Origin of the sequence: Flavobacterium sp. 28YEA47A (assembly GCF_041262125.1) — a bacterium.
Classification (GTDB): domain Bacteria; phylum Bacteroidota; class Bacteroidia; order Flavobacteriales; family Flavobacteriaceae; genus Flavobacterium.
Genome location: NZ_JBGCCI010000005.1, coordinates 290,655 through 316,193 on the forward strand (window position 1 = coordinate 290,655; position 25,539 = coordinate 316,193).

Consider the following 25,539-nt stretch of genomic DNA (forward strand, 5'->3'; position numbering starts at 1 on the left):
GTGCATTTTTTACAAATATTTAATAATTTTCGATATAATTGAACTATGTGTAAAAATAAAACCTCTCCATTGCAAATTCAACAGAGAGGTTTTTTAATTATATATTTATGGTGCGGTTAGGCTTCCGGCATGACTACATAACTGTTATCATCTTTTACCTTCGGGAATTCTTTTTTTCTCCAGCGTTCTTTTGCCGCTTCTATTTTTTCATTACTGGAAGAAACAAAATTCCAATAGATAAAACGCTCTTCAGGAAGTGGCTGGCCACCAAAAAGAATAACATGGGTGTTCGGCTTGAGCGTCATCGAACAAGCATTGTCCAGCTTTGAAACCAACATATTTCCTTTTTCTACATGATTGTCACAGGCCTGCACCGCTCCTTCAACAACACAGATTCCAATTTCTCCAAAAAGTTGTCCTTCTGTATGCAGAAGGTATTCATCCTGAGTTTTAATTTCGACCATAAACAGATCCGAATGTACAGGAACCGGCGATTCTTTTCCATATCCTTTTCCTGCTACTAATATAAATTCTGCCGTTTCATCTTTCCAACTCGGAAGATCGTTTCTGTCAAAATGATGAAACTCCGGATCAATATCTTCTTTATCTTTTGGCAGTGCTACCCATATCTGATAGCCATGAATCATAAATTCTTTTCCGTGTCTTAATTCTTCAGGTGTTCTTTCTGTATGGGTTACACCATTTCCGGCAATCATCCAATTCACAGAGCCCGGTGCTATTTTCTGTGCTGTACCCATACTGTCTTTATGCATAACTTCGCCTTCCAATAAGAAAGTCAAAGTTGCAAGTCCGATGTGTGGATGCTGACCTACATCCATATAGTGATCAGGTCCCATTTTTGTTGGTCCCATATGGTCAATAAAGATAAACGGGCCTACCATTCTTTTTTTACGAAAAGGCAGCAGCCTACCTACTAAAAAGTCCCCGATATCACGTGGCCTTTCTTCTATAATCAAGTCGATGTTTGACATATTTTGTTTTGTTTGTTGTGGGTATCTAATTTACTAAAATTATTTGAGTGCTTCCAAAAGAGCTTCCCATTCTTCCAACTTTTGTAAAAAACTTTTAGAGGCATTGGCACCGCTTGGTGATGGCAATATAGAATATTGCAAATCTTTTTTCCGACCTACATATTTATCATAAAAATTGGACGCATTTTTACTCGAAAAAAAGATATGTCTAATATTTGGGTATTGTTTGTAAAAACTTTCGAAATCGTTCGCTTTTTCATTCTTGATATTGCTATCAAGACTTCCTGTCCTTTCACAATAAGCCAACACATCCCAAAGTGCAATATCATTCTCTTTTAATAATTGTTTCTTTTCTGCATACTCTTTTGGCAAAGGCTGGTCAAACAGTGTGAAAAGCAGTTTCCAAAAACTATTTCCTTTATTACCATAATATTCCTGTAATTCCAGAGATTTTTCTCCCGGCATGGTTCCTAGAATAAGGATTTTGGAATTTTGATTTACTAATGGCGGAAAGGCTTGTTTCATTCTTTAAAATTATAAAAAAATCGTCATTAAATAAAAAAGCCTTGCGGTATGCAAGGCTTTCTTTATTAATTGTATGGAGATTATCCCATAACTTCTTTCACTTTTTTACCAATTTCAGCAGGAGAATCAACAACATGGATACCGTTTTCTCTCATGATGCGTTTTTTAGCTTCAGCTGTATCATCAGCACCACCTACAATTGCACCTGCGTGACCCATTGTTCTTCCTTTTGGAGCAGTTTCACCAGCGATGAATCCGATAACAGGTTTTCTGTTTCCGTCAGCTTTAATCCATTTAGCAGCATCAGCTTCCAATTGTCCACCGATTTCACCAATCATGATGATACATTCTGTTTCAGGATCGTTCATCAACAATTCAACAGCTTCTTTTGTAGTGGTCCCAATGATTGGATCTCCACCAATACCGATAGCTGTAGTGATTCCCATACCTTGTTTTACAACCTGATCAGCTGCTTCATAAGTAAGGGTTCCTGATTTAGAAACGATACCTACTTTTCCTTTTTTGAAAACGAAACCTGGCATAATACCAACTTTAGCTTCTTCTGGAGTGATTACACCTGGACAGTTTGGACCTACAAGACGGCAATCTTTATTTTGAATATAAGCGTAAGCCTTAACCATATCAGCAACTGGAATTCCTTCTGTAATTGTGATAATGACTTTGATTCCTGCATCAGCAGCTTCCATAATTGCGTCAGCAGCAAAAGCTGGCGGTACGAAAATAATTGTAGTATCTGCTCCAGCCTGATCAACAGCATCTTTAACAGTGTTGAAAACCGGACGATCTAAGTGAGTCGTTCCTCCTTTTCCCGGAGTTACACCACCTACAACATTTGTTCCGTATTCAATCATTTGAGAAGCGTGAAAAGTTCCTTCGCTTCCTGTAAAACCTTGAACAATTATTTTAGAATCTTTATTGACTAAAACGCTCATAATATATTTTTTAAATTTATTTTTTTGAATGGTGTTGCAAAAGTAAGGTTTTGATGCCTAATAGGAAAGTTTTTTATGCTTAAATATTTAAGAAATCAGGACAGTTGGCTCATTTGAAATCCCCTGTAAAGTTTATCATCTTTTATTTCCCAAATTACCATAAAATGGGCCAAAAGCATCTCTTCTCTTGGGTTTTCAAATGTTTTCACATAGTGTGAATATCTGACAGAAACTAAATCTCCTTCTTCCAGAATGTGGCTAATGCGAATTTTTGATCGGGTATATGCAATCTGAAGTTCCGCAGATAAAGCCAATATTTCAGACTTCTTCATCTGTAAAAATCCTTTAGAGCTATTCCAATCTAAAATAACTTCAGGATGTAATGACGATTCCATGATATTCGAGTCAAGAAGTGCATCTGACTTGTAAAAATTCTGTACGATTTCTTTTGGTGTCATTCTTATTTCAGTTTATTAAGGATTTCCGGAATTTTCTTAACGTTGGCAAACTGTTTTAGTTTTTCACGGGCTTCATCAGCCGGAGTCCCGAAATAAGTCTTATCGCCTTCTATTGACTTTGTAACACCTGTCTGCGCCATTATAACAGCTCTTTCACCTATAGTGATACTGCTGACAACACCTACTTGTCCCCAAATGGTTACTTCGTCCATAATTTTTACGCAGCCTGCTATTCCTGTTTGTGCTGCGATAAGGCATTTTTTCCCGATTACCGTATCATGTCCTACGTGAACCTGATTGTCGAGTTTTGTTCCTTCACCAATGGTTGTATCTCCGGTTACTCCGCGATCGATAGTGCATAATGCGCCTATTCCCACATTATCTTCAATGATAACTCTTCCACCAGAAATAAGCTGGTCAAATCCTTCAGGGCGTTTTTTATAATAAAAAGCGTCAGCTCCTAAAACAGTCCCTGCATGGATTATTACATTATCACCAATAACAGTATGGTCGTATATAGAAACATTCGAGTGAATGATGCAATTTTTCCCTATTTTGACATGATTCCCGATAAAGCAATTTGGCTGGATATACGTTCCTTCACCTATTATTGCGCTTAAAGAAATCGCATTGTCAGTAGCCCTGAATGGTCTAAAATGTTTTGTAAGTTTATTAAAATCCCGAAAGGGATCGTCAGAAATAAGCAATGCTTTTCCCTCCGGGCATTCAACTTCCTTATTGATTAGAATAATCGTAGCTGCTGAATGTAATGCTTTGTCATAATATTTTGGATGATCGACAAAGACAATATCTCCGGGTTCTACGACATGAATCTCGTTCATTCCGTAAACCGGAAAATTTGGATCGCCAATATATTTGCTGCCAATAATATCAGCAACTTCTTTTAAGGTTTGTGTTTTAGGAAATTTCATATTGGTCGTAAATTAGAAATTGAGCTAATAAGAAAATGAGATAACCAAAAAGCTATCTCATTTTCAAATTTACTAATTTAATTATTCTTTTACACGTTCCATGTAAGCTCCTGTAGCGGTATCAATTTTGATTTTGTCACCTTCATTGATAAATAAAGGTACGTTTACAGAAGCTCCTGTTTCTACAGTAGCTGGTTTTGTAGCATTTGTAGCCGTGTTTCCTTTTACTCCTGGTTCGGCATAAGTAACTTCTAATATTATAGAAGCCGGCATATCTACTGAAAGAGGCAAATCAGTTTCTGTATTGATCTGGATCATTACATTTGTTCCTTCTTTCAATAAATCTGGCGCATCAAGCACGTCTTTGTTTAATGAAATTTGCTCAAAAGTTTCAGCATTCATAAAATGAAATTCATTTCCTTCTGCATATAAGAATTGATAAGTATGTGTTTCAACACGGATTACATCAATTTTATGTCCGGCAGAAAAAGTGTTATCCAAAACCTTACCTGAAGTCAAACTTCTTAGTTTTGTTCTTACGAAAGCCGGTCCTTTTCCAGGCTTTACGTGAAGGAACTCAACAATTTTATAAATATCGTGGTTGAATTTAATACACAATCCGTTTCTAATGTCTGCAGTACTTGCCATTTGTTTATTATTTCGTTTTTTATTTTTCTTTAATTTTTAATAAATCCCCGTATATCCTTTCATGACACCTCTTGACGAGTTTCTGATAAAAAGGATAATTTCGTCTCTTTCTGGAGTTGCTTCCATTTCTGCTTCAATGATTCCTAAGGCTTGAGTCGTATTATAGTTTTTTTGGTATAAAATTCTATAAATCTCTTGAATCTCACGAATTTTCTCTGTTGTAAATCCTCTTCTTCTTAATCCGACAGAATTGATACCTACGTATGATAACGGTTCTTTTGCCGCTTTTGTAAACGGAGGAACGTCTTTTCTTAACAATGATCCGCCAGAAATCATGGCGTGATCACCAACACTGATAAATTGGTGAACTGCAGAAAGTCCACCTATAATGGCATAATTCCCAATTGTAACGTGTCCTCCTAAAAGTACGCCGTTCACAATAATTGCGTTATTACCTACATGACAGTCGTGTGCGATGTGTGCAGTTGCCATGATTAAACAATTATTACCAATTACGGTCTGGCCTGAGGCAACAGTACCTCTATTTACAGTTACACATTCTCTGATTGTCGTATTGTCTCCAATAATTGCCAAAGAATCTTCACCTCCAAATTTCAAATCCTGTGGTACTGCAGAAATTACAGCTCCCGGGAATATATTGCAATTTTTTCCGATTCTCGCTCCTTCCATAATCGTCACGTTGGATCCAATCCAAGTTCCATCACCGATTACCACATTATTGTGAATAGTTGTGAATGGTTCGATTACAACGTTTTTAGCGATTTTTGCGCCTGGATGAACGTATGCTAACGGTTGATTCATAAATTTCTTTTTAGTTAATTTTAGCGATTTGCGCCATTAATTCTGCTTCTGCCACTAATTTTCCATTGGCATAAGCATTCGCTTGCATGTGGCAGATTCCTCTTCTGATTGGAGAAATCAAGTCACATTTGAAAATCAAAGTGTCTCCAGGCAAAACTTTGTGCTTGAATTTCACGTTATCAATTTTCATAAAGTAAGTTAGGTAATTTTCAGGATCTGGAACAGAACTCAATATCAAAATTCCACCTGATTGTGCCATTGCTTCCACAATGATAACACCTGGCATTACTGGCGCTCCAGGAAAATGTCCAACGAAAAAACTTTCGTTCATTGTTACATTTTTCAAACCAACAACGTGTGTATCTGACATTTCAATAATTCTGTCGATAAACAAAAATGGAGGTCTGTGAGGCAATATGCTCATAATTTTGTGAATATCCATCAAAGGTTCCTGATTTAAATCATAAACAGGCACCTGATTTCTTTGTTCTATTTTGATAATTTTAGACATTTTTTTTGCGAATTGTGTATTCACAAAATGCCCAGGCTTGTTAGCAATAACCTTTCCTTTGATTCTGGTTCCGATTAAAGCCAAGTCTCCAACAACGTCAAGTAATTTGTGGCGTGCCGCTTCGTTTGGATAATGCAGGGTCAGGTTGTCTAAAATCCCGTTTGGTTTTACAGAGATTTTTTCCTTTCCGAAAGCCACTTTCAGGTTTTTCATAGTGTTTTCGGAGATTTCTTTGTCAACATAAACAATAGCATTGTTTAGGTCGCCACCTTTTATCAGCCCATTTTCAAGCAATGCTTCCAATTCGTGAAGGAAACTAAAAGTTCTTGCATCGGCAATTTCTGTCTTAAAATCAGAAATGCTTTTCATCGTAGCGTTCTGGGTGCCTAAAACCTTAGTACCAAAATCAACCATAGCGGTTACTTGGTAATCGTCTGATGGCATTACCAAAATTTCGCTTCCGGTAGCTTCGTCTGTATACGAAATAACTTCTTTTACAACATATACTTTACGCTCAGCATCTTGTTCTTCAATTCCGGCTTTTTCAATTGCTTCAACAAAGAATTTTGATGATCCGTCCATGATTGGCGGTTCAGAAGCATCCAATTCAATAATAACGTTATCGATATCGCAACCAATGAATGCTGCCAATACGTGTTCAGAAGTTTGGATTTTTACTCCTTTTTTCTCCAAGTTGGTACCACGTTGCGTATTTACCACATAATTGGCATCTGCTTCAATAATAGGCTGGCCTTCTAAATCTACTCTTACAAATGTAAAACCATTGTTTACAGGAGCAGGCTTGAAAGTCATTTTTACTTCTTTACCAGTATGCAATCCCACGCCTGTTAGCGAGATTTCATTCTTGATGGTCTTCTGTTTAACCATTGTTTATGCTATTTTCGTTTGTTACTTGTTTTTTTAAGGCTTCTATATCTGATACTATTTTCGGCAAGTTCCTGAAATGAACATACGATTTATTAAAATCGGAATAGCCTAATGCAGGACTACCCTGAACTGTTTCTCCATCAGCGAGGTTTTTACCCACTCCTGATTGTGCTTGAATTCGCACACCGTTACCTATAGTAATATGTCCAACTATACCTACCTGTCCGCCAATAATGCAGTTACTTCCTATTTTGGTAGAGCCTGCAACACCCGTTTGCGATGCTATAACTGTATTTTCACCAATTACAACATTGTGCGCAATCTGGATCTGGTTGTCGAGCTTAACACCTTTTTTAATAACAGTAGATCCTAATGTAGCTCTATCTATGGTAGTACATGAGCCTATATCTACATTATCTTCAATAATAACATTTCCAATTTGCGGCACTTTACTATAAATTCCTTCTTCATTTGGCACAAAACCAAAACCATCAGAACCTATAATTGCTCCTGAATGGATTGTACATCCGTTGCCAATTTCTGTTTCAGAATACACACGTACACCTGCAAAAAGTATTGTATTATCGCCTATCGTTACATTATCTCCTACAAAACTATTAGGATATATCTTAACGTTATCCCCTATTTTTACATTTTTGCCAATATAGCAAAAACTTCCCAAATAAAGGTTCTCCCCGTAAGTTACGTTTTCAGAAATTACAGAAGGCTGTTCAATACCAGACTTCATCAGCTTGACCTGATTGTAATATTCTAATAATTTGGAAAAAGATTTATAGGCGTCTTCCACCTTAATAAGTGTGGTAGCAATTTCAGATTCCGGAGTAAATGTAGTATTTACAATCGTGATCGTTGCTTGAGTGGTATAAATATAATTAAGGTATTTAGGGTTTGCCAAAAAAGTTAAGGAACCTTCGGAACCTTCTTCTATCTTTGACAATTTATAAACTTCCGCATGAGGATTCCCTACTACTTCACCGTCTAAAATACCTGCTATTTGTTCTGCTGTGAATTTCATCTTGACAAAAATATAAAAATTTGATTTTATTTATGAATTTTCCGCAAGTACTTTTGGGAAACAAATAAAATATTTGGTTACAGGCTTTGAAAGTGCCTTGAGATTGAGCTGATCAGAAGCTTCAACAACATCTTCTATAGTCTTGTCTTTTTTTAGAATTTTGATTGGCTCGACATCCTTATTATATGCCTGGTTTTTAATTTTTCCTTTGAATATAAAATAAGCCGCTTCCTGTTGTGAAATCCTATAAAAATCAGTCAATTTTGATTTTAACTCTTCTACGTCTTCAGTGGTATATTTTTCGCTGTTGAGTTTGATTTTCAATAAGTCCCGATTTACAATCATTTTACTTAAATTACTCAATATAAAATCGTTGTGGTTCTGCCATGCTTTTAAGGCTGCAACAATATCAGTATCGTCCAGTTGTGAAAATTTCTCAAGGACAGTGTCTTCAAAATCACTTAGTTCTACTTTGTGCTGCATAAAATACAACAACGGTTCGCTACAGGGCAAAACAATTCCTTTTTGAGATAATTCCTTTGCTCTTTTTAATACTCTTACAAGCATATTTTCAGCTACCAGACTTGTTTTATGCAAATAAGCCTGCCAATACATTAACCTTCTGGCCATCAGGAATTTTTCAACAGAATAAATTCCTTTTTCTTCAATGACTAAAACATCATCAACCACATTCATCATCTGGATCAATCGGTCTGAATTAATATTTCCTTCCGCAACGCCAGAATAAAAGCTGTCTCTTTTCAGGTAATCCATCCTGTCCATGTCCAGCTGACTTGAAATCAGCTGTAACATAAACTTTCTATGATATTCGCCTTTAAAAACCTGTATTGCCAAAGTAAGTTGCCCTCCAAACTCATCGTTGAGCTTATTCATAAACAATAACGAAATGGCTTCATGGTTTACGTTTTCTACAATACTATGTTCCATGGCATGCGAAAACGGCCCATGTCCTATATCATGCAATAAAATGGCTATGTATAATGCTTTTTCTTCCTGATTTGAAATAACAACACCTTTGAAGCGAAGTACTTCAACAGCTTTCTGCATAATATGCATACAACCTAAGGCATGATGAAATCTTGTGTGGTGTGCTCCGGGATATACCAAATATGAAAGTCCCATTTGTGAAATCCTACGAAGCCTCTGAAAATAAGGATGTTGAATTAAATCATATAAAAGCGTATCCGGAATCGTGATGAACCCATAAATAGGGTCATTAAATATTTTCAGTTTGTTGGTATAGCTCACTGTTGTTAAAATTGGAGTACAAATATAAGCAAGTTAGCCATTTTTTAACTAAAAAGTATAATTAACACTATTTAGTAGATGCCGTTAAATTGCCGTTAATTGGAAGCTTAAACTTTTGGAAGTTGTTTTTAAGCCGTAATTTTAAGTATAGAAACGCTAAAAAAAGAAATCATGAAAAAGATATTTATTGCCATAGCCTTTTTTGCAGGTATTGGTTTTGCTTCTGCTCAAGTCGATAGAGACGACAACCCGCAAGCAGACATACAAGATAAAATACAGCAGGAACCGCCTCGAAGTACCGAAATTCAACAGGAAAGGGCTGCCCGAATTGATGCTGAGAAAAAGAAAAATGAGGAAAATCTCAAAGCTGAAAAAGAAGCCAAAGATAAAGGACAATCAAAAAATTATACGAAAGTAAATCCCGATAAAATAGCTCCTGTCACAAAAGATAGCTCGAAGGGAGTGAAAGTCAAAAAAACAAGAAATAAGTAGATTCTATTTATTGAAGAGAAGGTCTCCTAGTAGTGCGGGAGACCTTTTTATTACTATAGTTAAGTTTTTATAATTTGATAAAACATAAAAATCTTGTAACAAAAAAATTTAAAACATAAGACAAAATTGCCTCATTTTTATAAAATTTGAAATGGAACAAAAACAAAATCTTATGAAAAACAACGCAAAACTTGTAAGCACGCTGCTCCTACTGTTTTGGGCTTTTATGGCAGGCTGTAGCAATTGTGATGATGGCTCATCAAGTGATAGCCAGGAAAGGCAGAATGTCGTAATAGACAGTACTTATACAAAATAACAAAAGGCTCATTCCGAGCCTTTTGTTTTTATATTCGCTAACTAAATAAATTTGTCCGAAAAATTCCGAACTTGTCCGTCAATGCTATCGGTCAGGTGTATTTTCTGTAATTACCCTGGCTTCTGGCGTCCTCAAAGAGGATCTTGTAAAAGAATGCGGCCTGTAGTCAACATGATCTTCTTCAAGAGATTTGTCAAACATGATCTTTGCCTTTTCATTAAATTCTTCTGATTCAAGATACTTCAGGTTTTGCATGTTATTGTAGGCGACAGTCTGATTACCGCCAAACCATTCAACATCCCATCCTTCAATTGTTTTGTTTCTGTCCGTTTCCATGATTGTAAGAGTGTTAAGTTACACAAGCAATTTAGTAACGTAAATTTAATAAAATTTTAGTAAAAACAAAAATTAAATGATTATATTTCAATAATTTACATCTTTTTTCTATACAACACAATTGCTCCTTTCTTCTTTCGTTTATTATAAATCAAAATCCACAAATTGGGCTTCGAAACCACGCATTTTTATTGGTTTATTTTTACATAAATTTTAAGAGATTCGAAAGACAAAAGTGTTAAATTGCGATGTAATTGTTACGATAAACCTATCCGAAAAATATGGACAAAATAAAGATACTCTGGGTTGATGACGAAATTGATCTACTTAAGCCACACATTCTATTTCTTGAGAAAAAAAACTATGATGTAACCACTTGTAATAATGGCCGGGATGCTCTGGATATCTTTGAAGAAGGCAATTTTGATATTGTTTTTCTTGATGAAAACATGCCTGGAATGAGCGGTTTGGAAACACTTTCAGAAATGAAAGAAAAAAAGACTGCCACTCCTATCATTATGATCACAAAAAGTGAAGAAGAATACATCATGGAGGAAGCCATAGGCTCCAAAATTGCAGATTATCTTATTAAGCCGGTTAATCCGAATCAGATCCTTCTGAGCCTGAAAAAAAATCTTGACCATACAAGGCTTGTTTCCGAAAAGACTACACTAGACTACCAAAAAGAATTCCGAAAGATTTCTATGGAACTGGCAATGGTAAATTCTTATGAAGACTGGATAGAATTGTACCAAAAACTACTGTATTGGGAACTGGAACTAGAAAATATTGACGACCAGAGCATGTTTGAAATTCTGGAATCTCAAAAAGTAGAAGCCAACTCACAATTTGGGAAATTTATAGAGCGTAACTATGAAGATTGGTTTCTGCAAAACGCAGACAGACCTACCTTATCGCATACACTTTTCAAAGAACTGGTTCTCCCGGAATTAAAGAAAAAGGATCGCCCTACATTGTTTGTTGTTATTGATAACCTACGCTACGATCAATGGAAGGCTTTTGAAAGCGTCATTGCCAATCATTATAAACTGGAAAAAGAAACACCATTTTTCTCTATTCTTCCTACGGCAACGCAATATGCCAGAAATGCTATATTTTCTGGACTTACGCCTTTGGAAATGGAAAAAAAATATCCCCAATATTGGAAGAACGACGTAGAGGACGGCGGTAAGAACTTATATGAAGCCGAGTTCCTGACCGAACAGCTAAAACGCTTGGGGATGAACATCAAGCAGGATTATTTCAAGATTACCAATTTTGCAGGAGGAAAAAAACTGGTTGACAATTTCAAAACATTGAAAAACAATGATCTTGTTACAGTGGTATATAATTTTGTGGACATGCTTTCACATGCTAAAACCGAAATGGATGTAGTAAAAGAATTGGCTTCCAATGACAAAGCCTATCGTTCACTTACGTTAAGTTGGTTTAAGAATTCACCACTTTTGGAAATCATACAACAGGCACAGCAATTGGGCTTCCGTTTGATTCTGACAACCGACCATGGTACTATAAACGTAAAAAATCCATCAAAAGTTATTGGTGACAGAAACACCAGTTTGAACCTTCGTTATAAAACTGGAAGAAGCCTTACGTATGAAGAAAAAGATGTTTTTGCTATAAAAGACCCAAAAAGCGTACAACTGCCTGCAATTAATATGAGCAGTTCTTATATTTTTGCAAAAAATGATTATTTCCTGGCTTACGTGAACAATTACAATCACTATGTCAGCTATTACCGAAATACCTATCAGCATGGCGGAATATCTCTTGAGGAAATGATCATTCCGTTTTTGGTATTCAACCCAAAATAGACTTTTTACTCTATGGAAATACAGTTCACGCTTGACGAAATCAATCAAGTCGCTCAAAAAATACTATTGCAAAAACCTCATAAGGTCGTATTATTCCACGGCGAAATGGGAGCCGGAAAAACAACCATGATCAAAGCTCTTTCGAGAGCTTTGGGAGTTTCCAATGCGACTTCAAGTCCGACATTTTCTTTAGTTAACGAATATGAAACCGATGGAGGTGAAATCGTCTATCATTTTGACGTTTATCGCCTGAATAGCGAAAGCGAAGCCTATGACATGGGAATTGACGAATATCTTTATTCCGGAGAATGGTGTTTTATCGAATGGGCAGAAAAAATTCCAAATCTTATTCCTTCAGAACATTCCATTATTACGATAAAGGTTGAAAAGGACGGGAAAAGAAAATTAATTTTAACCCTGGCAGAGTTATAGAACTCTATCAGAGTTGTTAATTTTTATAGTACTGACCTCTTGTGACTTCATAACTTTTTCTTAACTTAGACCTTTAATACACAGCAGGAAATATGTCATTCACACCTTTTACAAAACAGCAGTTGATTCCTCAAGAGGAAAAGCTGGAAGTTGCACGCAAAAAAAGCGACCTGTTCATTGGAATCCCTAAAGAATCTTCTTATCAGGAACGCCGAATCTGTTTGACTCCAGATGCAGTGAATACGTTAACCTCACATGGACACCGAATTTTGATAGAAGCCGGAGCTGGAGAAAGTTCCAGCTATAGCGACCAGGAATACAGCAGTGCCGGTGCTGAAATTACACAGGATACTAAAAAAGTATTCAACTGTCCGATGGTATTAAAAGTGGAGCCTTTGACCTTGCCGGAAATTGAAATGATGAACAGTAATTCGCTTGTTATTTCTGCTCTACAAATCAAAACTCGAAAAAAAGAATATTTTGAAGCCTTAGCCAGGAAAAAAATTACAGCCCTTGCTTTTGAATTTATAAAAGATGATGACGGCTCCTATCCGGCCGTAAAATCATTAAGTGAAATTGCAGGGACCGGTTCTATCTTAATTGCAGCCGAATTAATGATCAACAATCAGTTTGGGAAAGGACTTCTTTTTGGTAATATTACCGGCGTACCTCCTACCGAGGTTGTTATTATAGGTGCGGGAACAGTGGCTGAATTTGCTGCAAGAACTGCCATTGGCCTTGGAGCCAACGTAAAAGTTTTTGACAATTCTATTACAAAACTACGTAGGCTACAGAATAATCTGAACCAGAGAATTTTTACTTCAACCATACAACCCAAATCTTTACTAAAAGCCTTACGCAGATGCGATGTAGCCATAGGTGCCATGAAAGGTAAAGACCGATGTCCGGTAGTAGTTTCTGAAACTATGGTTGAACATATGAAAAAAGGCGCTGTAATCGTAGATGTCAGTATTGATACCGGAGGCTGTTTTGAAACTTCTGAAGTCACTACGCATGAAAAACCAACCTTTATCAAAAATAACGTAATCCATTATTGCGTACCTAACATACCCTCACGTTATTCGAAAACTGCTTCGCTTTCTATTAGCAATATCATCACTCCTTCCCTATTGCAGATTGCTGAAGATGGAGGAATTGAAAGTGCCATTCGTTGTAACAAAGGGCTGAAAAACGGTGTTTATTTCTACCATGGCATATTAACCAATAAAACCATAGCAGATTGGTTTGATTTGCCGGGAAGCGACATCAATTTAATTGTTTTTTAATCTTATCTTTGCGCCAAAATCAATTCTAATGAAATTTTCACAACGCCTCGCCTATTATCTGGGAGGATTACTACTAGGAACTGTAATTGTCGTTTATTTTCTTCAGGCTAAAGCCGAATCCAGAAATGTAAGTTTTTGTTATTTACCAAACTGTCGTGTACTTCAGGATTTAAGAAAGAAGCCACTTCATTATAGTGCAGAATCAGAAGCCACTTTAAAAGAAAATTGGGTAACACTACAGGATGTTAAAAACTGTATGCAATATGGTGATGTCGATTTCTCAAAAAGCAATGAGCCATTCAAAGGAGGAAAAATTTACTTTATAAAAGGCAAAAACACTAAAGGCGAACCAATTACGGTTTCCATGGTTAATTATTCAGATAAAGTACTTCTGAACGAAATAAAAAAAGATTAAAAAAAGCAGGCAAAAGGCTTGCAAATACAAATAGTTCGTGTATATTTGCACTCGCAATAAGGGCGATTAGCTCAGTTGGTTCAGAGCATCTGGTTTACACCCAGAGGGTCGGGGGTTCGAATCCCTCATCGCCCACAGAAACTCAAGCCTCACTAGGAAATCTTAGTGAGGCTTTTTCTTTGGTACAATATTAGGTACAACACATAATGTGAAACCTGAAAATGCAGCCATGGAGTTTTAGCGGCGGTTATGTGATGCTATTACTTTTCAGTAAAAATGATTTTCAGCTAAATTTGGTTCGGCGTAACCAATCTTTCCCTGCTCTTCTAAATCCATTAATTTTTCTCTGATTGGTTTGTAATCTAAACTTTTTGAAACTTTAATTACAAAATATCCTTCACGGAATTTTTCAGATTCACAACCTAATGAACTAAATATTTCACGTAAATCATTAGTTACAATTTCTTTGTCCCTTACGAATACTTGAATCGTTGAATTTCCAGAATGTTCAATAGTTCTTCTATACGTTAACATTTCTTCATCCTGGTCATATTCTGCAAACACAATATCTTCACAAGATACATAAGCCAAAAACGGAATGCTCATTAGTTTGTAAAGCCCTTTTTCAGCGTCTACAGTTTCTGACCATAAAGTTTCAACTGTCCATTCATCCAAAACGTCACTGAAAAATCTGAATAGTATTTTTACATTTTTATCGTCCGTTATAGCAGGATTTTTATGCAATACCACATAACTCATTTATATAAGCTTTTTTGCAATTAACAAGATTTTCATTTATTAGCTAAAATATTAAATTTTCCCTACAAATCATCAAAGTTTTATTTTTAGGCTGGTAACTTAAAGTGTTTATAAAATTGGCTTTGTTGTTTTTATGATTACCGATACTTCTGATTATTTTAGGAGTAAAGGCAACGCAATTTCATTATTGCCGTTTAGTCTATAATACAAAACAAGCCTGTTTGGGTTGGTCAAAATTTCCTGAATTACCGGTTGTCACTCCTGCCGTAATGCAACAGAAATCATTTGTTTTAAATTCAAATCTCGTTTATATCTTAAAAAAAATCCCAAACTCTTATCAGAATTTGGGATTTTGTTATTAAGCAATTGTTTTACCTTTTTATAATTTTAATAATTTTCACTAAATCACCACTAGTTACCTTAACAAAGTAATTTCCTGATGGTAAATTCGAAAAATCTACTACTCCATCTTTTGCATTTATCGATTTGACAAATACTTCCTGGCCTAATACATTATTTACACTTATAGTATTAATTGTATGGCCATATTTAAGGTACAGCAAGTCTGAAGTTGGATTTGGATAAAAGCTAAGCTTTGCATCATTAAAAGAATTCGTGCCCAATGCAACTGAAACCGTTACCGGATATGGAGCACTGCTACAGCCTTGACTAGTCGTATAGACTGCGTAGTAAGTAGTGCCGTTCACCAAAGGTGTAGTGCCGTTCAGCGGATTAGTATGTGATATTGCATCCGATTGAGACGCATACCAAACAACAGTTGACGGACTGATAACAATATCAGAGATTGTTGCATCACCGGAAGCATCTCCTGTTATTATCTGGGACGATTCACCAACCGGAGATACCGAATTGTTTATGATTAAATTTAATGTTGCGGTATTGCTACATCCGGAAGCGTTGGTTGTAACATGGGTGTATGTCCCGCTCGTTGTGTAAGTCGTTCCGTTTGCAGCCCACGTAAAGCTGTCGCAAGCCGTTTCGGTAACGCTTGATGTCGTACTGTTGTTGATCGTAAGGTTCAGCGTTGCGGTATTCGTACATCCCGAAGCGTTAGTCGTAACATAAGTGTATGTCCCGCTCGTTGTATACGTCGTTCCGTTTGCAGCCCATGTGTAACTGTCACAAGCCGTCTCGGTAACACTTGACGTTGTGCTGTTATTGATCGTAAGGTTCAGCGTTGCGGTATTCGTACATCCCGAAGCGTTGGTCGTAACATAGGTGTAGGTTCCGCTCGTTGTATACGTCGTTCCATTTGCAGCCCAGGTATAACTGTCGCAAGCCGTTTCGGTAACGCTTGATGTCGTGCTGTTGTTGATTGTAAGGTTCAGCGTTGCGGTATTCGTGCATCCGGAAGTGTTAGTCGTAACATAGGTGTATGTTCCGCTCGTTGTATACGTCGTTCCGTTTGCAGCCCACGTAAAGCTGTCGCAAGCCGTTTCGGTAACGCTTGATGTCGTACTGTTGTTGATCGTAAGGTTCAGCGTTGCGGTATTCGTACATCCCGAAGCGTTAGTCGTAACATAGGTGTATGTCCCGCTCGTTGTATACGTCGTTCCGTTTGCAGCCCATGTGTAACTGTCACAAGCCGTCTCGGTAACACTTGACGTTGTGCTGTTATTGATCGTAAGGTTCAGCGTTGCGGTATTCGTACATCCCGAAGCGTTGGTCGTAACATAGGTGTATGTCCCGCTCGTTGTATACGTCGTTCCGTTTGCAGCCCATGTATAGCTGTCGCAAGCCGTCTCGGTAACGCTTGATGTCGTGCTGTTGTTGATTGTAAGGTTCAGTGTTGCGGTATTCGTACATCCCGAAGCGTTGGTCGTAACATAGGTGTATGTCCCGCTCGTTGTATACGTCGTTCCGTTTGCCGCCCAGGTATAACTGTCGCAAGCCGTTTCGGTAACGCTTGATGTCGTACTGTTATTGATCGTAAGGTTCAGGGTTACGGTATTCGGGCATCCGGAAGCGTTAGTCGTAACATAAGTGTATGTCCCGCTCGTTGTATATGTTGTTCCATTTGCAGGCCACGTATAGCTTTCGCAAGCCGTTTCGGTAACGCTTGATGTCGTACTGTTGTTAATCGTAAGGTTTAGTGTTGCGGTGTTCGTGCATCCGGAAGCGTTGGTTGTAACATGGGTGTATGTCCCGCTCGCTGTATATGTCGTTCCGTTTGCAGCCCAGGTATAACTGTCACAGGCAGTTTCGGTAACGTTTGACGTTGTACTGTTGTTGATTGTCAAATGCAATTCATTACTGGTAACCGAATCGATATAGACTCCACTTGTGGTGTAAGTTATTCCAGTAGCTGCCCATGTATAGCTGTCACAGGCCGTTTCAGTTACGATCGTACTTCCCGGACAGGCAATCAATGTCGGCACCAGCAGTCGCGCCGTAAGCCCGTCACCCAATTGCGAGTAATTGTTATAGCCCCAAGTCCAGAATGAACCATCATTTTTTATAGCTGCACCAAATAGTGAGCTTGTACCTACTGAAATGGTATGCCAGTCATTTTGAGTACCAATTTGAGTAGGAACCAAAACATTCGCAGTGCTTGCCCCTTGGCCCAGTTGGTTGAATGTACCCTCTCCCCATGACCACATCGTACCGTCAGTTTTCTTGCCAATACTGAAGAAAAAACCTGCCTTAGCACTTTCCCAGTTAGTGTCAGTTCCAACTTGCGTAGGTGTATAGTTTCCAGCAGCAGTAGTACCGATGCCTAATTGGCCACGCCCGTTCGTTCCCCATGCCCAAAGTGTCCCATCCGTTTTTACGGCTAAGGCATGGTTTACACCACGGCTTACACTCTTCCAGTTGGTGGCTGTTCCAAGCTGAACAGGTGAAGTTTTGTCGGCGTCCGTTCCATCACCAACCAGAAAGCCTTCGCCCCAGCCCCAAAGCGTACCATCAGTTTTTACAGCGATTGTGATATTGTTTCCTGCAGAAACACTCTTCCAACCCGTTCCAATAAGTCTGGGAGTGGACCTATTGCTACGGCTACCGTCACCTAACTGCCCATGATCATTGAGCCCCCAGGCATACATGGTTCCATCATTTGTAATTGCCACCGTATGATCATATCCTGCAGCTACGCTAGACCAGATATTACTTGAAGATACTTGAGTTGGGGTGGTTCTGTTAGTAGTATTACCAAGCCCTAACTGCCCGCTGGAATTAAAACCCCATGTCCAGAGCGTCCCATCTGCTTTTATGGCGACTGTATGGAATTGCCCGCCTTCTATACTTTGCCAGTTTGAGGCAGTACCTACCTGAGTTTTTGCTGGAGTATTAGTAGTATTGCCGATTCCCAATTGGCCGTAGTTATTTCTACCCCAAGCCCAAAGCGTTCCGTCTGCTTTGATTACAAAAGTGCAGGATGATCCTGCGCCGGCCTTTTGAACACATTGCGCTGACAACTGTAGGCTTAGTGACATTAATAAAATTGTAATTATTCTTCTCATATTTGTTATTGCGGGTTAATTAATTTACGATTGACATTACTATTTGAAAATCAACAATAGGTTGTTTGATTAGTATTTTGTGAATTAAAATTTTCGACGGCAAACATATAAAGCATTTTGTAGGTTGCAAAGAAACTGACAGAAAATTATATGTAAGTTTACTATTTCACATTTTTATTAAAAATCTTTTAAACAGCTAGCACAAAGTATGATTAGATTCATTATTTTATTCTTTGAGCATTAAAAACAATAATAACGAAATGCAAATCGCTAAATCACACAAATACGTTACAATGATAGTTCAAAAGCAAAAAAAAAATTGAGCCAATGAACAAGTGCAAACTATAAGCGGATTACTGTAAACTATTATGGGATATTCGTTCTTTTGGGATATGTTTAAACACTAAGTAACTTCGATAGAGATCCTATTCCAATATGCCCCACAAACTATACTTCTTGTTTTAATAATAAAGATTATTAAGCAATAAAAAAGCCGGATTCTTCTGAATCCGGCTTTTTTATTTATACAAGGAACTACTTCCCTTTTCTTCTGTCTCTTTCAGCTTTGATAAGATTTAACTCTCTGCTGGTCTGTCCCGCAACTGAAGTATTCTCCTCTGCTCTACGGATTAAATAAGGCATCACGTCCCTAACGGGCCCAAAAGGCAGATATTTAGCAACATTATAGCCATTTGATGCAAGGTTATAGCTGATATTATCACTCATACCATACAATTGGCCAAACCAAACTCTCGTATCTCCTTTTTCAATACTATTCTCATCCATAAGTTTCATCAGCTTATATGAACTGTCTTCATTATGGGTTCCTGCAAAAATGGCCATTTTTTCCAAATGTTCAACCATATACATTACAGCCGTATCATAATTTACATCTGTTGCTTCTTTTGAAACACAGATTGGAGAAACATAACCTTTTTCTTCCGCACGTTTGTTTTCCTTTTCCATATATGCTCCACGAACCAATTTCATACCAATATAAAAACCTTCGCTCTTAGCTATGTCATGGATTTTTTTCAGATAGTCTACCCTATCCCAACGATACAATTGCAACGTATTAAAAACAATCGCCTTTTCTTTGTTGTATTTACGCATCATTTCCAATACCAAATCATCCGCTGCATCCTGCATCCAGCTTTCTTCAGCATCAATCAATAATGCCACATCTTTTGCATGAGCCGTCTTGCAAACAAGATCAAATCGGTTTACGACACGTTGCCATTCCTCTGCTTCTTCTTTGGAAAATTCTTTTCCTTCTCCTAATTTTTCATACAATTCAAATCTTCCCAGACCGGTAGGCTTAAAAACAGCAAACGGAATAGCCTGTCTTTCTTTGGCAAATTCAATTGTTTTTAAAGTCATTTCCAGCGCCTGGTCGAATTGCTCCTCTTCTTCTTTACCTTCTACGGAATAATCCAAAACAGACGAAACACCTTTCGTAAACATTTTGTCAACTACTGTAAGGCAATCTTCTTCATTGACGCCACCACAAAAATGATCAAAAACTGTTGCTCTAATCAAGCCCTCTACAGGCAAATGTGCTTTTAAAGCAAAATTTGTGACTGCTGTTCCGATACGCACCAAAGGTTCTGAAGCAATCATTTTAAAAAGAAAATAAGCCCTATCCAGTTCAGTATCACTCTTTAGCGCAAAAGCAACTTGTGTATTGTTGAAAATCTTTTCCATTCGTTTATTTAATAATGTTGCAAATATAAATAGAGCTTCGTGATTTTTTCTTAAAAATTGCCTTATTTTGCCTTTTAAAATTACAAATAAGCAATTATTATGACGCTTATCTGGATCCGTCATGAGTTGCCTCTCAAAAACATCAGATGAAACCAATTGAAGCTAACGAATATTCTATATTCTTTAATGAGAATGCTTACGAAGCGTTAAACAGCCATCTTGCTGAAAATCATTATTCTTCTATTTTTATTTTGGCAGACAGCGATACAAATGAGTACTGCCTTCCTATATTTCTTCCCAATCTTGAGACTGATTTAAATATCGAAATTGTTGAATTTGAGCCGGGAGAAACCAACAAAAATATCGAAACTTGTGTCGAGCTTTGGAATGTCTTGACGGAACTGGGTGCCGACAGAAAAAGCCTTGTTATTAATGTTGGCGGTGGTGTTGTAACCGATATGGGAGGTTTTGTAGCTTCTACATTTAAAAGAGGAATTGATTTTATTAATGTACCAACCACATTATTGGCTATGGTTGATGCTTCTGTTGGTGGAAAAAATGGAATCGATCTGGGAAGTCTAAAAAATCAGATCGGCGTTATTAATGTACCTCAGATGGTTTTGATAGATACGCGCTATTTAGAGACATTACCACAAAATCAAATGCGTTCCGGACTGGCTGAAATGCTTAAACACGGATTGATTTTTGATAAAAAATACTGGTCGCTATTTTTAGACTTAAACAATTTAAATACAAGTGATTTAGATACTCTAATTTACCAATCAGTTGAAATAAAAAACAGCATCGTAATACAAGATCCAAAAGAGAACGGATTGCGTAAATCTCTGAATTTTGGACATACTTTAGGACATGCCATTGAAAGCTATTTCCTGGAAAATGAAGCTAAGACATCCTTACTGCATGGCGAGGCGATTGCTGCCGGAATGATCCTGGAGAGTTATATATCATTAAGAAAGAATCTGATTTCGGATATGGAATTTGAAGAAATCAAAAACGGAATAGATAATATTTTTGAAAGGATCGTTTTTGAAGAAAAAGACATACAACCCATACTAGAATTGCTCGTTCACGACAAGAAAAACGAATATGGAACAATCCAATTTGCACTTCTTAATGGAATTGGCGGTATATCTACAGGGCAAAAAGCTGATAACGAATTGATTATAGACGCCTTTTTAGAATATAATTCTTAATATATTTTTAATAAAAATCATTGCAAATCAGTTAGAATATTTTTTACATTTGCCCCAATGAAAAAAAGTCAAAACGCCAATTCTTTTTCGGCCGCAGGTGCAGAAAACAAAGCAACTTTTCAGTATTTCCTGAAAGGCTCTTTTGGTGTAAAAAGCATCCATAATTTTGATATTTTTCAATACTCCAATATGTATCAGGAAAAACTGCCCATTATTTATGCAAATATTAGGGTATGAACTTTAGATTAAAAATTGTTTTTTTCTTATTTTTAATCTAAAATCCTGACAAATAAATGAATACGAAATATTTTGACCTAATCAACCAAACTTACTATTTCCCTCAAGATGAGTTTAAACTAAACAAAGACAACCTTCAATTCCACAACATCGACTTGATGAAGCTAGTGGAACAATACGGTACGCCTTTGAAATTCACCTATTTACCTCAAATTTCCAACAATATCAACCGGGCTAAGGGCTGGTTCAGAAAAGCGATGGAAAAAAACAAATACGAAGGGAAATACTATTACTGCTATTGTACAAAAAGCTCTCATTTTGAATTTGTAATGAACGAGGCTTTCAAAAACAATATCCATATTGAAACATCATCGGCTTTTGATATTAACATCGTGGAGAATCTTCTTGAAAACGGTAAGATAAACAAAAGCACTTATGTAATCTGTAACGGTTTCAAAAGAGACCAATACATTACGAATATTGCCCGATTAATTAATAACGGCCATAAAAATGCTATTCCGATTATTGACAACTACGAAGAATTAGACCTTCTTCAGGCTGAAATAAAAGGAAAATTCAAAATCGGAATCAGAATTGCTGCTGAGGAAGAACCGAAATTTGAATTCTATACTTCCCGATTAGGAATAGGATATAAAAATATAGTGAACTTCTACAAAAAACAGATTCAGGAAAACAAGAACCTGGAACTTAAGATGCTTCACTTTTTTATCAATACCGGCATTAACGACAACTCCTATTACTGGAATGAACTTGTAAAGTGTATCAAGGTTTACATCGCCCTTAAAAAAGAATGTCCTACACTGGACGGACTTAATATTGGTGGTGGCTTCCCTATCAAAAACTCACTTGCTTTTGAATACGATTACCAATATATGATTGACGAAATCATCAATCAGATTAAAATTGCGTGTGATGAAGCTGAAGTAGACGTTCCGAACATCTTTACTGAATTTGGTTCGTTTACAGTTGGAGAAAGTGGCGGTGCAATCTATCAGGTATTGTATCAAAAACAGCAAAATGACAGAGAGAAATGGAACATGATCGATTCGTCTTTCATTACTACACTGCCAGATACCTGGGCAATCAACAAGCGTTTTATCCTTTTGGCTGTCAATCGATGGAATGACCAATACGAAAGAGTATTGCTTGGCGGTATGACCTGTGACAGTGATGATTATTACAACTCTGAGCAGAACATGAACGCCATTTATCTGCCAAAATACAATAAAGAAAAACCTTTATATATTGGATTCTTTAATACGGGCGCTTATCAAGAAACTATTGGAGGTTTCGGCGGAATACACCACTGCCTGATTCCTCAGCCAAAACATATCCTGATTGACCGCGATGAAAATGGCATTTTGGCGACTGAAGTTTTTTCTGAGCAACAAAGTTCAGAAGATATTTTAAAAATATTAGGTTACGACAAAAAATAATTTATTTTTGGGAAATAATTATAAGCGGGTTTTTCCTGCTTAAAACCATCCGATATACCACTTTTCAGAATCATGAATTGCTATCGGGCAAACATTAAAAAAGAAACTAACAAACAACAAAATGAGTAAAGGACCAATCAGTCAATTTATTGAGAAGTACTACCTGCATTTCAATTCTGCCACTGTAGTTGATGCGGCAAAAGCCTATGAACAACAATTACAGAATGGTGCAAAAATGATGGTGACTTTGGCTGGCGCCATGAGTACGGCTGAAATCGGAAAGATTTTTGCCGAAATGATTAGAAAAGACAAAGTTCAGATTATTTCCTGCACAGGAGCTAATTTAGAAGAAGATATCATGAATCTTGTTGCGCATTCTCACTATGAAAGAGTTCCAAATTACCGCGATTTGACGCCACAACAAGAATGGGATTTATTAGAAAGAGGATTAAACCGTGTTACAGATACTTGTATTCCGGAGCATGAGGCTTTCAGAAGATTACAAAAGCATATCTATAAAATATGGAAAGATGCTGATGATGCAGGAGAACGTTATTTCCCACATGAATTCATGTACAAAATGCTACTTTCTGGCGTATTGGAAGAATATTACGAAATTGACCTAAAAGACAGCTGGATGTATGCTGCTGCTGAGAAAAACCTTCCTATCATTGTTCCGGGTTGGGAAGACAGTACAATGGGTAACATTTTTGCTTCTTACGTTATCAAAGGCGAGCTAAAAGCCTCTACAATGAAGTCAGGAATCGAATACATGACTTTCCTTGCTGACTGGTATACAAAAAACAGCGATAAAGGTATCGGCTTCTTCCAAATTGGAGGAGGAATTGCAGGAGATTTCCCTATCTGTGTTGTACCAATGTTATATCAGGATATGGAAATGCATGATGTTCCTTTCTGGAGTTACTTCTGCCAGATTTCAGATTCAACTACCAGCTACGGTTCCTATTCAGGAGCAGTTCCAAATGAGAAAATCACTTGGGGGAAACTTGATATTAATACTCCAAAATTTGTTATTGAGTCGGATGCTACCATTGTAGCCCCATTAATTTTTGCTTACCTACTAGACTTATAATAAAAATTGTATGAAAAGAATTATTGTAGATTATTCTAAACTAACCAATGAAATTCTGACTTTGCTTGTCGAAAAATTTCCTGATGGATATGACGACTCCAATATCATCCGTTTCAAAAATGCTAAAAACGAATTGGTAGAGGCTGTTGAAGTTAGAACAGAAGACACTATTTATCTGGTAAAAGTGAGCACCAAACTTGCCAGCAGAATCGAAAACTTTGATGAAGATGACGATCTAGAAGATGTAGTGGTACCAATGGAAGCCATTAAAGATCTTGATTTGGATGATGATGCAGACGATGATGAAGATGAAGAAAAAGAAGACAAAATCGAACTTGATGACGATGAAGACGATGAGGACAGAGATGTTGCCGATATCGCTGATGATGAAGAAGACGATGAAGATTAATTTCTTTCTACATAAATAAAAAAACGGAACTCAGCTTGAGTTCCGTTTTTTTATTTATAGACTTCCTTAGATACAATACACTTATTTAACAATTTAAAATATAATTATACGTAATTTGTCGTATTTTTATAAACATACAACGATATTTTTCTTAAAAACAATATGTATTTTATAATTTTATAGTCTACCACCAATATATAAGATTATGCAATTGTTTAAAAGCAACGGAAAGGAAAAGCACTGCCAGGAATGGTTTGATTTCAAAACCCTAATTGCCCTGAAAATCATTTTTCTCTTATGGGCTCTTTCTATTTTAGGAATTTACCTTCGTATGTTTAAAATTACACGCGGTTTTAAAATCGTCATTCCCATTGCCTTTGGACTTTTTATCCTGTCTTTATTTTCCAAGAACAAACACATCAAGGAAAAAGGAATTGTTCTTTTCTTATTTGCCCTTGTATTGTTTGCTATTGCACAGGTGATTGATCTTTTTGCCGGAACCCGCTATTTTTCAAAATTATAAATAGCGTTCGATAAAAATATTTTGATGGTGTTTTTGATGTCCGATGATTATAAAACCCAAAGCCCTGACTGAAATGTCATACCCGGATGCAACTCCCATTCTCTTTAAAACTTCTTCATCAAAAGTTTTAAATAAAGCTATGGTAGATTGTCTGATTATAGCAAGTTCAGTCAATAAATCCCGAATACTTCTTTTGTCAGCTTCGGCAATATCGGCATAGTCATTTTCTTCAAAACCTGGCAATGGCGTCTTATCGTTTCTTGCAATTCTTAGAGCGCGGTAAGCAAAAATTCTTTCAGAATCCATCAAATGCTGAATGATATCTTTTATAGTCCATTTTCCTTCAGCATATCGATAATCATATTTATCTAAAGGAATGTTCTGTACAAATTTTATAAATTCATGAACTGAAATTTCAAGTTCTTCGATTAGATTAGCCTCTTGATCTACTTTAGTAATATAAGTTGAATAATAAGGTGCAAATTCTGTTGATAATAATTGGTCTGTTTTCATAATAT

The 25,539-nt window shown here is 36.9% G+C and carries 27 protein-coding genes and 1 tRNA gene; 13 read left to right on the forward strand and 15 right to left on the reverse strand.

The annotated features are described in order from the left end of the window. Positions 1-116: 116 nt before the first annotated feature. The 10 genes from ABH942_RS09450 to ABH942_RS09495 all read right to left on the reverse strand — a co-directional run bounded on the left by ABH942_RS09450 (position 117) and on the right by ABH942_RS09495 (position 9,034). On the reverse strand, positions 117-992 hold the full coding sequence (locus ABH942_RS09450; protein ID WP_370031377.1) for a pirin family protein: 876 nt from the start codon (positions 990-992) through the stop codon (positions 117-119). 39 nt (positions 993-1,031) lie between these two features. Next, on the reverse strand, positions 1,032-1,517 hold the full coding sequence (locus tag ABH942_RS09455) for a DNA-deoxyinosine glycosylase (RefSeq protein ID WP_370031379.1): 486 nt from the start codon (positions 1,515-1,517) through the stop codon (positions 1,032-1,034). Positions 1,518-1,597: 80 nt separating this feature from the next. Continuing rightward, the gene (gene sucD / locus ABH942_RS09460; RefSeq protein ID WP_056073732.1) at positions 1,598-2,470 is read right to left on the reverse strand and encodes a succinate--CoA ligase subunit alpha; all 873 of its coding nucleotides are present in this window, start codon (positions 2,468-2,470) and stop codon (positions 1,598-1,600) included. Between the two features lie 95 nt (positions 2,471-2,565). Beyond that, complete coding sequence (locus tag ABH942_RS09465) at positions 2,566-2,928, reverse strand: nuclear transport factor 2 family protein (RefSeq protein ID WP_370031382.1); 363 nt, start codon at positions 2,926-2,928, stop codon at positions 2,566-2,568. 2 nt (positions 2,929-2,930) lie between these two features. Continuing rightward, a complete protein-coding gene (lpxD, locus tag ABH942_RS09470; protein ID WP_370031383.1) occupies positions 2,931-3,860 on the reverse strand; it encodes a UDP-3-O-(3-hydroxymyristoyl)glucosamine N-acyltransferase in 930 nt (309 codons plus the stop codon). An 81-nt stretch (positions 3,861-3,941) separates the two neighbouring features. Beyond that, positions 3,942-4,508, reverse strand: coding sequence for an elongation factor P (efp, locus tag ABH942_RS09475; RefSeq protein ID WP_370031385.1), 567 nt, complete (start codon positions 4,506-4,508; stop codon positions 3,942-3,944). A 36-nt stretch (positions 4,509-4,544) separates the two neighbouring features. Beyond that, entirely contained in the window at positions 4,545-5,330 is a 786-nt protein-coding gene (gene lpxA / locus ABH942_RS09480) for an acyl-ACP--UDP-N-acetylglucosamine O-acyltransferase (RefSeq protein WP_370031387.1), read from the reverse strand. A 10-nt stretch (positions 5,331-5,340) separates the two neighbouring features. Beyond that, the gene (locus ABH942_RS09485; protein WP_370031389.1) at positions 5,341-6,729 is read right to left on the reverse strand and encodes a bifunctional UDP-3-O-[3-hydroxymyristoyl] N-acetylglucosamine deacetylase/3-hydroxyacyl-ACP dehydratase; all 1,389 of its coding nucleotides are present in this window, start codon (positions 6,727-6,729) and stop codon (positions 5,341-5,343) included. Beyond that, the gene (gene lpxD, locus ABH942_RS09490) at positions 6,722-7,765 is read right to left on the reverse strand and encodes a UDP-3-O-(3-hydroxymyristoyl)glucosamine N-acyltransferase (protein ID WP_370031391.1); all 1,044 of its coding nucleotides are present in this window, start codon (positions 7,763-7,765) and stop codon (positions 6,722-6,724) included. Before lpxD (ABH942_RS09490) ends, ABH942_RS09485 begins: the two co-directional genes overlap by 8 nt. A 30-nt stretch (positions 7,766-7,795) precedes the next feature. Then, on the reverse strand, positions 7,796-9,034 hold the full coding sequence (locus ABH942_RS09495; RefSeq protein ID WP_370031393.1) for an HD domain-containing protein: 1,239 nt from the start codon (positions 9,032-9,034) through the stop codon (positions 7,796-7,798). Between the two features lie 171 nt (positions 9,035-9,205). On the opposite strand from ABH942_RS09495, the gene ABH942_RS09500 reads away from it, so the two are divergent. Continuing rightward, positions 9,206-9,526: a hypothetical protein gene (locus ABH942_RS09500; protein ID WP_370031395.1), complete on the forward strand. Its 321-nt coding sequence runs from the start codon at positions 9,206-9,208 to the stop codon at positions 9,524-9,526. 172 nt (positions 9,527-9,698) lie between these two features. Further along, positions 9,699-9,842 carry a hypothetical protein gene (locus tag ABH942_RS09505; protein ID WP_370031397.1) on the forward strand — a complete coding sequence of 48 codons (144 nt, stop codon included), beginning with the start codon at positions 9,699-9,701 and terminating at the stop codon, positions 9,840-9,842. A gap of 84 nt (positions 9,843-9,926) precedes the next feature. On the opposite strand, the gene ABH942_RS09510 is transcribed toward ABH942_RS09505, so the two are convergent. Continuing rightward, positions 9,927-10,178, reverse strand: a complete 252-nt coding sequence (locus tag ABH942_RS09510; RefSeq protein WP_370031399.1) for a hypothetical protein — start codon at positions 10,176-10,178, stop codon at positions 9,927-9,929. A 281-nt stretch (positions 10,179-10,459) separates the two neighbouring features. Between ABH942_RS09510 and ABH942_RS09515 the strand changes: the two genes are divergently transcribed. From ABH942_RS09515 to ABH942_RS09535, 5 genes are all read left to right on the forward strand, one after another. After that, a complete protein-coding gene (locus ABH942_RS09515) occupies positions 10,460-12,013 on the forward strand; it encodes a response regulator (protein WP_370031401.1) in 1,554 nt (517 codons plus the stop codon). A 12-nt stretch (positions 12,014-12,025) separates the two neighbouring features. Continuing rightward, a complete protein-coding gene (gene tsaE, locus ABH942_RS09520) occupies positions 12,026-12,445 on the forward strand; it encodes a tRNA (adenosine(37)-N6)-threonylcarbamoyltransferase complex ATPase subunit type 1 TsaE (protein ID WP_370031403.1) in 420 nt (139 codons plus the stop codon). A 92-nt stretch (positions 12,446-12,537) separates the two neighbouring features. Then, positions 12,538-13,731 (forward strand): alanine dehydrogenase, encoded by a 1,194-nt coding sequence (locus ABH942_RS09525; protein WP_370031405.1) that lies wholly within the window; start codon positions 12,538-12,540, stop codon positions 13,729-13,731. Between the two features lie 28 nt (positions 13,732-13,759). Then, on the forward strand, positions 13,760-14,146 hold the full coding sequence (locus ABH942_RS09530) for a DUF4258 domain-containing protein (RefSeq protein WP_370031407.1): 387 nt from the start codon (positions 13,760-13,762) through the stop codon (positions 14,144-14,146). 60 nt (positions 14,147-14,206) lie between these two features. Then, positions 14,207-14,281 (forward strand) — tRNA-Val (locus tag ABH942_RS09535). Positions 14,282-14,413: 132 nt separating this feature from the next. On the opposite strand, the gene ABH942_RS09540 is transcribed toward ABH942_RS09535, so the two are convergent. The 3 genes from ABH942_RS09540 to ABH942_RS09550 all read right to left on the reverse strand — a co-directional run bounded on the left by ABH942_RS09540 (position 14,414) and on the right by ABH942_RS09550 (position 20,088). Next, positions 14,414-14,905 (reverse strand): DUF4265 domain-containing protein, encoded by a 492-nt coding sequence (locus ABH942_RS09540; protein WP_370031409.1) that lies wholly within the window; start codon positions 14,903-14,905, stop codon positions 14,414-14,416. Positions 14,906-15,276: 371 nt separating this feature from the next. After that, positions 15,277-18,384, reverse strand: coding sequence for a T9SS type A sorting domain-containing protein (locus ABH942_RS09545; RefSeq protein WP_370031411.1), 3,108 nt, complete (start codon positions 18,382-18,384; stop codon positions 15,277-15,279). A 534-nt stretch (positions 18,385-18,918) separates the two neighbouring features. Then, positions 18,919-20,088: a proline dehydrogenase family protein gene (locus ABH942_RS09550; RefSeq protein WP_370031413.1), complete on the reverse strand. Its 1,170-nt coding sequence runs from the start codon at positions 20,086-20,088 to the stop codon at positions 18,919-18,921. A gap of 146 nt (positions 20,089-20,234) precedes the next feature. Between ABH942_RS09550 and aroB the strand changes: the two genes are divergently transcribed. The 6 genes from aroB to ABH942_RS09580 all read left to right on the forward strand — a co-directional run bounded on the left by aroB (position 20,235) and on the right by ABH942_RS09580 (position 25,021). Then, on the forward strand, positions 20,235-21,302 hold the full coding sequence (gene aroB, locus ABH942_RS09555) for a 3-dehydroquinate synthase (protein ID WP_370031415.1): 1,068 nt from the start codon (positions 20,235-20,237) through the stop codon (positions 21,300-21,302). Between the two features lie 57 nt (positions 21,303-21,359). Further along, a complete protein-coding gene (locus tag ABH942_RS09560) occupies positions 21,360-21,539 on the forward strand; it encodes a hypothetical protein (protein WP_370031417.1) in 180 nt (59 codons plus the stop codon). A 56-nt stretch (positions 21,540-21,595) separates the two neighbouring features. Next, a complete protein-coding gene (locus ABH942_RS09565; RefSeq protein ID WP_370031418.1) occupies positions 21,596-22,996 on the forward strand; it encodes an arginine decarboxylase in 1,401 nt (466 codons plus the stop codon). Positions 22,997-23,117: 121 nt separating this feature from the next. Further along, positions 23,118-24,089 (forward strand): deoxyhypusine synthase family protein, encoded by a 972-nt coding sequence (locus tag ABH942_RS09570; protein WP_139999750.1) that lies wholly within the window; start codon positions 23,118-23,120, stop codon positions 24,087-24,089. A 10-nt stretch (positions 24,090-24,099) separates the two neighbouring features. After that, a complete protein-coding gene (locus ABH942_RS09575; RefSeq protein ID WP_370031420.1) occupies positions 24,100-24,498 on the forward strand; it encodes a DNA primase in 399 nt (132 codons plus the stop codon). Between the two features lie 205 nt (positions 24,499-24,703). Continuing rightward, on the forward strand, positions 24,704-25,021 hold the full coding sequence (locus ABH942_RS09580) for a hypothetical protein (RefSeq protein WP_370031422.1): 318 nt from the start codon (positions 24,704-24,706) through the stop codon (positions 25,019-25,021). Here the strand turns inward: ABH942_RS09580 and ABH942_RS09585 are convergent. Then, on the reverse strand, positions 25,016-25,534 hold the full coding sequence (locus ABH942_RS09585; RefSeq protein WP_370031424.1) for a DinB family protein: 519 nt from the start codon (positions 25,532-25,534) through the stop codon (positions 25,016-25,018). The genes ABH942_RS09580 and ABH942_RS09585 overlap by 6 nt on opposite strands. Between the last annotated feature and the right edge of the window lie 5 nt (positions 25,535-25,539).

Bases quoted from the DNA above. Each gene is read 5' to 3' on its own strand.
- ABH942_RS09450 (WP_370031377.1), bottom strand. From the start codon at position 992: ATGTCAAACATCGACTTGATTATAGAAGAAAGGCCACGTGATATCGGG.
- ABH942_RS09455 (WP_370031379.1), bottom strand. From the start codon at position 1,517: ATGAAACAAGCCTTTCCGCCATTAGTAAATCAAAATTCCAAAATCCTT.
- sucD (WP_056073732.1), bottom strand. From the start codon at position 2,470: ATGAGCGTTTTAGTCAATAAAGATTCTAAAATAATTGTTCAAGGTTTT.
- ABH942_RS09465 (WP_370031382.1), bottom strand. From the start codon at position 2,928: ATGACACCAAAAGAAATCGTACAGAATTTTTACAAGTCAGATGCACTT.
- lpxD (WP_370031383.1), bottom strand. From the start codon at position 3,860: ATGAAATTTCCTAAAACACAAACCTTAAAAGAAGTTGCTGATATTATT.
- efp (WP_370031385.1), bottom strand. From the start codon at position 4,508: ATGGCAAGTACTGCAGACATTAGAAACGGATTGTGTATTAAATTCAAC.
- lpxA (WP_370031387.1), bottom strand. From the start codon at position 5,330: ATGAATCAACCGTTAGCATACGTTCATCCAGGCGCAAAAATCGCTAAA.
- ABH942_RS09485 (WP_370031389.1), bottom strand. From the start codon at position 6,729: ATGGTTAAACAGAAGACCATCAAGAATGAAATCTCGCTAACAGGCGTG.
- lpxD (WP_370031391.1), bottom strand. From the start codon at position 7,765: ATGAAATTCACAGCAGAACAAATAGCAGGTATTTTAGACGGTGAAGTA.
- ABH942_RS09500 (WP_370031395.1), top strand. From the start codon at position 9,206: ATGAAAAAGATATTTATTGCCATAGCCTTTTTTGCAGGTATTGGTTTT.
- ABH942_RS09505 (WP_370031397.1), top strand. From the start codon at position 9,699: ATGAAAAACAACGCAAAACTTGTAAGCACGCTGCTCCTACTGTTTTGG.
- ABH942_RS09510 (WP_370031399.1), bottom strand. From the start codon at position 10,178: ATGGAAACGGACAGAAACAAAACAATTGAAGGATGGGATGTTGAATGG.
- ABH942_RS09515 (WP_370031401.1), top strand. From the start codon at position 10,460: ATGGACAAAATAAAGATACTCTGGGTTGATGACGAAATTGATCTACTT.
- tsaE (WP_370031403.1), top strand. From the start codon at position 12,026: ATGGAAATACAGTTCACGCTTGACGAAATCAATCAAGTCGCTCAAAAA.
- ABH942_RS09525 (WP_370031405.1), top strand. From the start codon at position 12,538: ATGTCATTCACACCTTTTACAAAACAGCAGTTGATTCCTCAAGAGGAA.
- ABH942_RS09530 (WP_370031407.1), top strand. From the start codon at position 13,760: ATGAAATTTTCACAACGCCTCGCCTATTATCTGGGAGGATTACTACTA.
- ABH942_RS09540 (WP_370031409.1), bottom strand. From the start codon at position 14,905: ATGAGTTATGTGGTATTGCATAAAAATCCTGCTATAACGGACGATAAA.
- ABH942_RS09545 (WP_370031411.1), bottom strand. From the start codon at position 18,384: ATGAGAAGAATAATTACAATTTTATTAATGTCACTAAGCCTACAGTTG.
- ABH942_RS09550 (WP_370031413.1), bottom strand. From the start codon at position 20,088: ATGGAAAAGATTTTCAACAATACACAAGTTGCTTTTGCGCTAAAGAGT.
- aroB (WP_370031415.1), top strand. From the start codon at position 20,235: ATGAAACCAATTGAAGCTAACGAATATTCTATATTCTTTAATGAGAAT.
- ABH942_RS09560 (WP_370031417.1), top strand. From the start codon at position 21,360: ATGAAAAAAAGTCAAAACGCCAATTCTTTTTCGGCCGCAGGTGCAGAA.
- ABH942_RS09565 (WP_370031418.1), top strand. From the start codon at position 21,596: ATGAATACGAAATATTTTGACCTAATCAACCAAACTTACTATTTCCCT.
- ABH942_RS09570 (WP_139999750.1), top strand. From the start codon at position 23,118: ATGAGTAAAGGACCAATCAGTCAATTTATTGAGAAGTACTACCTGCAT.
- ABH942_RS09575 (WP_370031420.1), top strand. From the start codon at position 24,100: ATGAAAAGAATTATTGTAGATTATTCTAAACTAACCAATGAAATTCTG.
- ABH942_RS09580 (WP_370031422.1), top strand. From the start codon at position 24,704: ATGCAATTGTTTAAAAGCAACGGAAAGGAAAAGCACTGCCAGGAATGG.
- ABH942_RS09585 (WP_370031424.1), bottom strand. From the start codon at position 25,534: ATGAAAACAGACCAATTATTATCAACAGAATTTGCACCTTATTATTCA.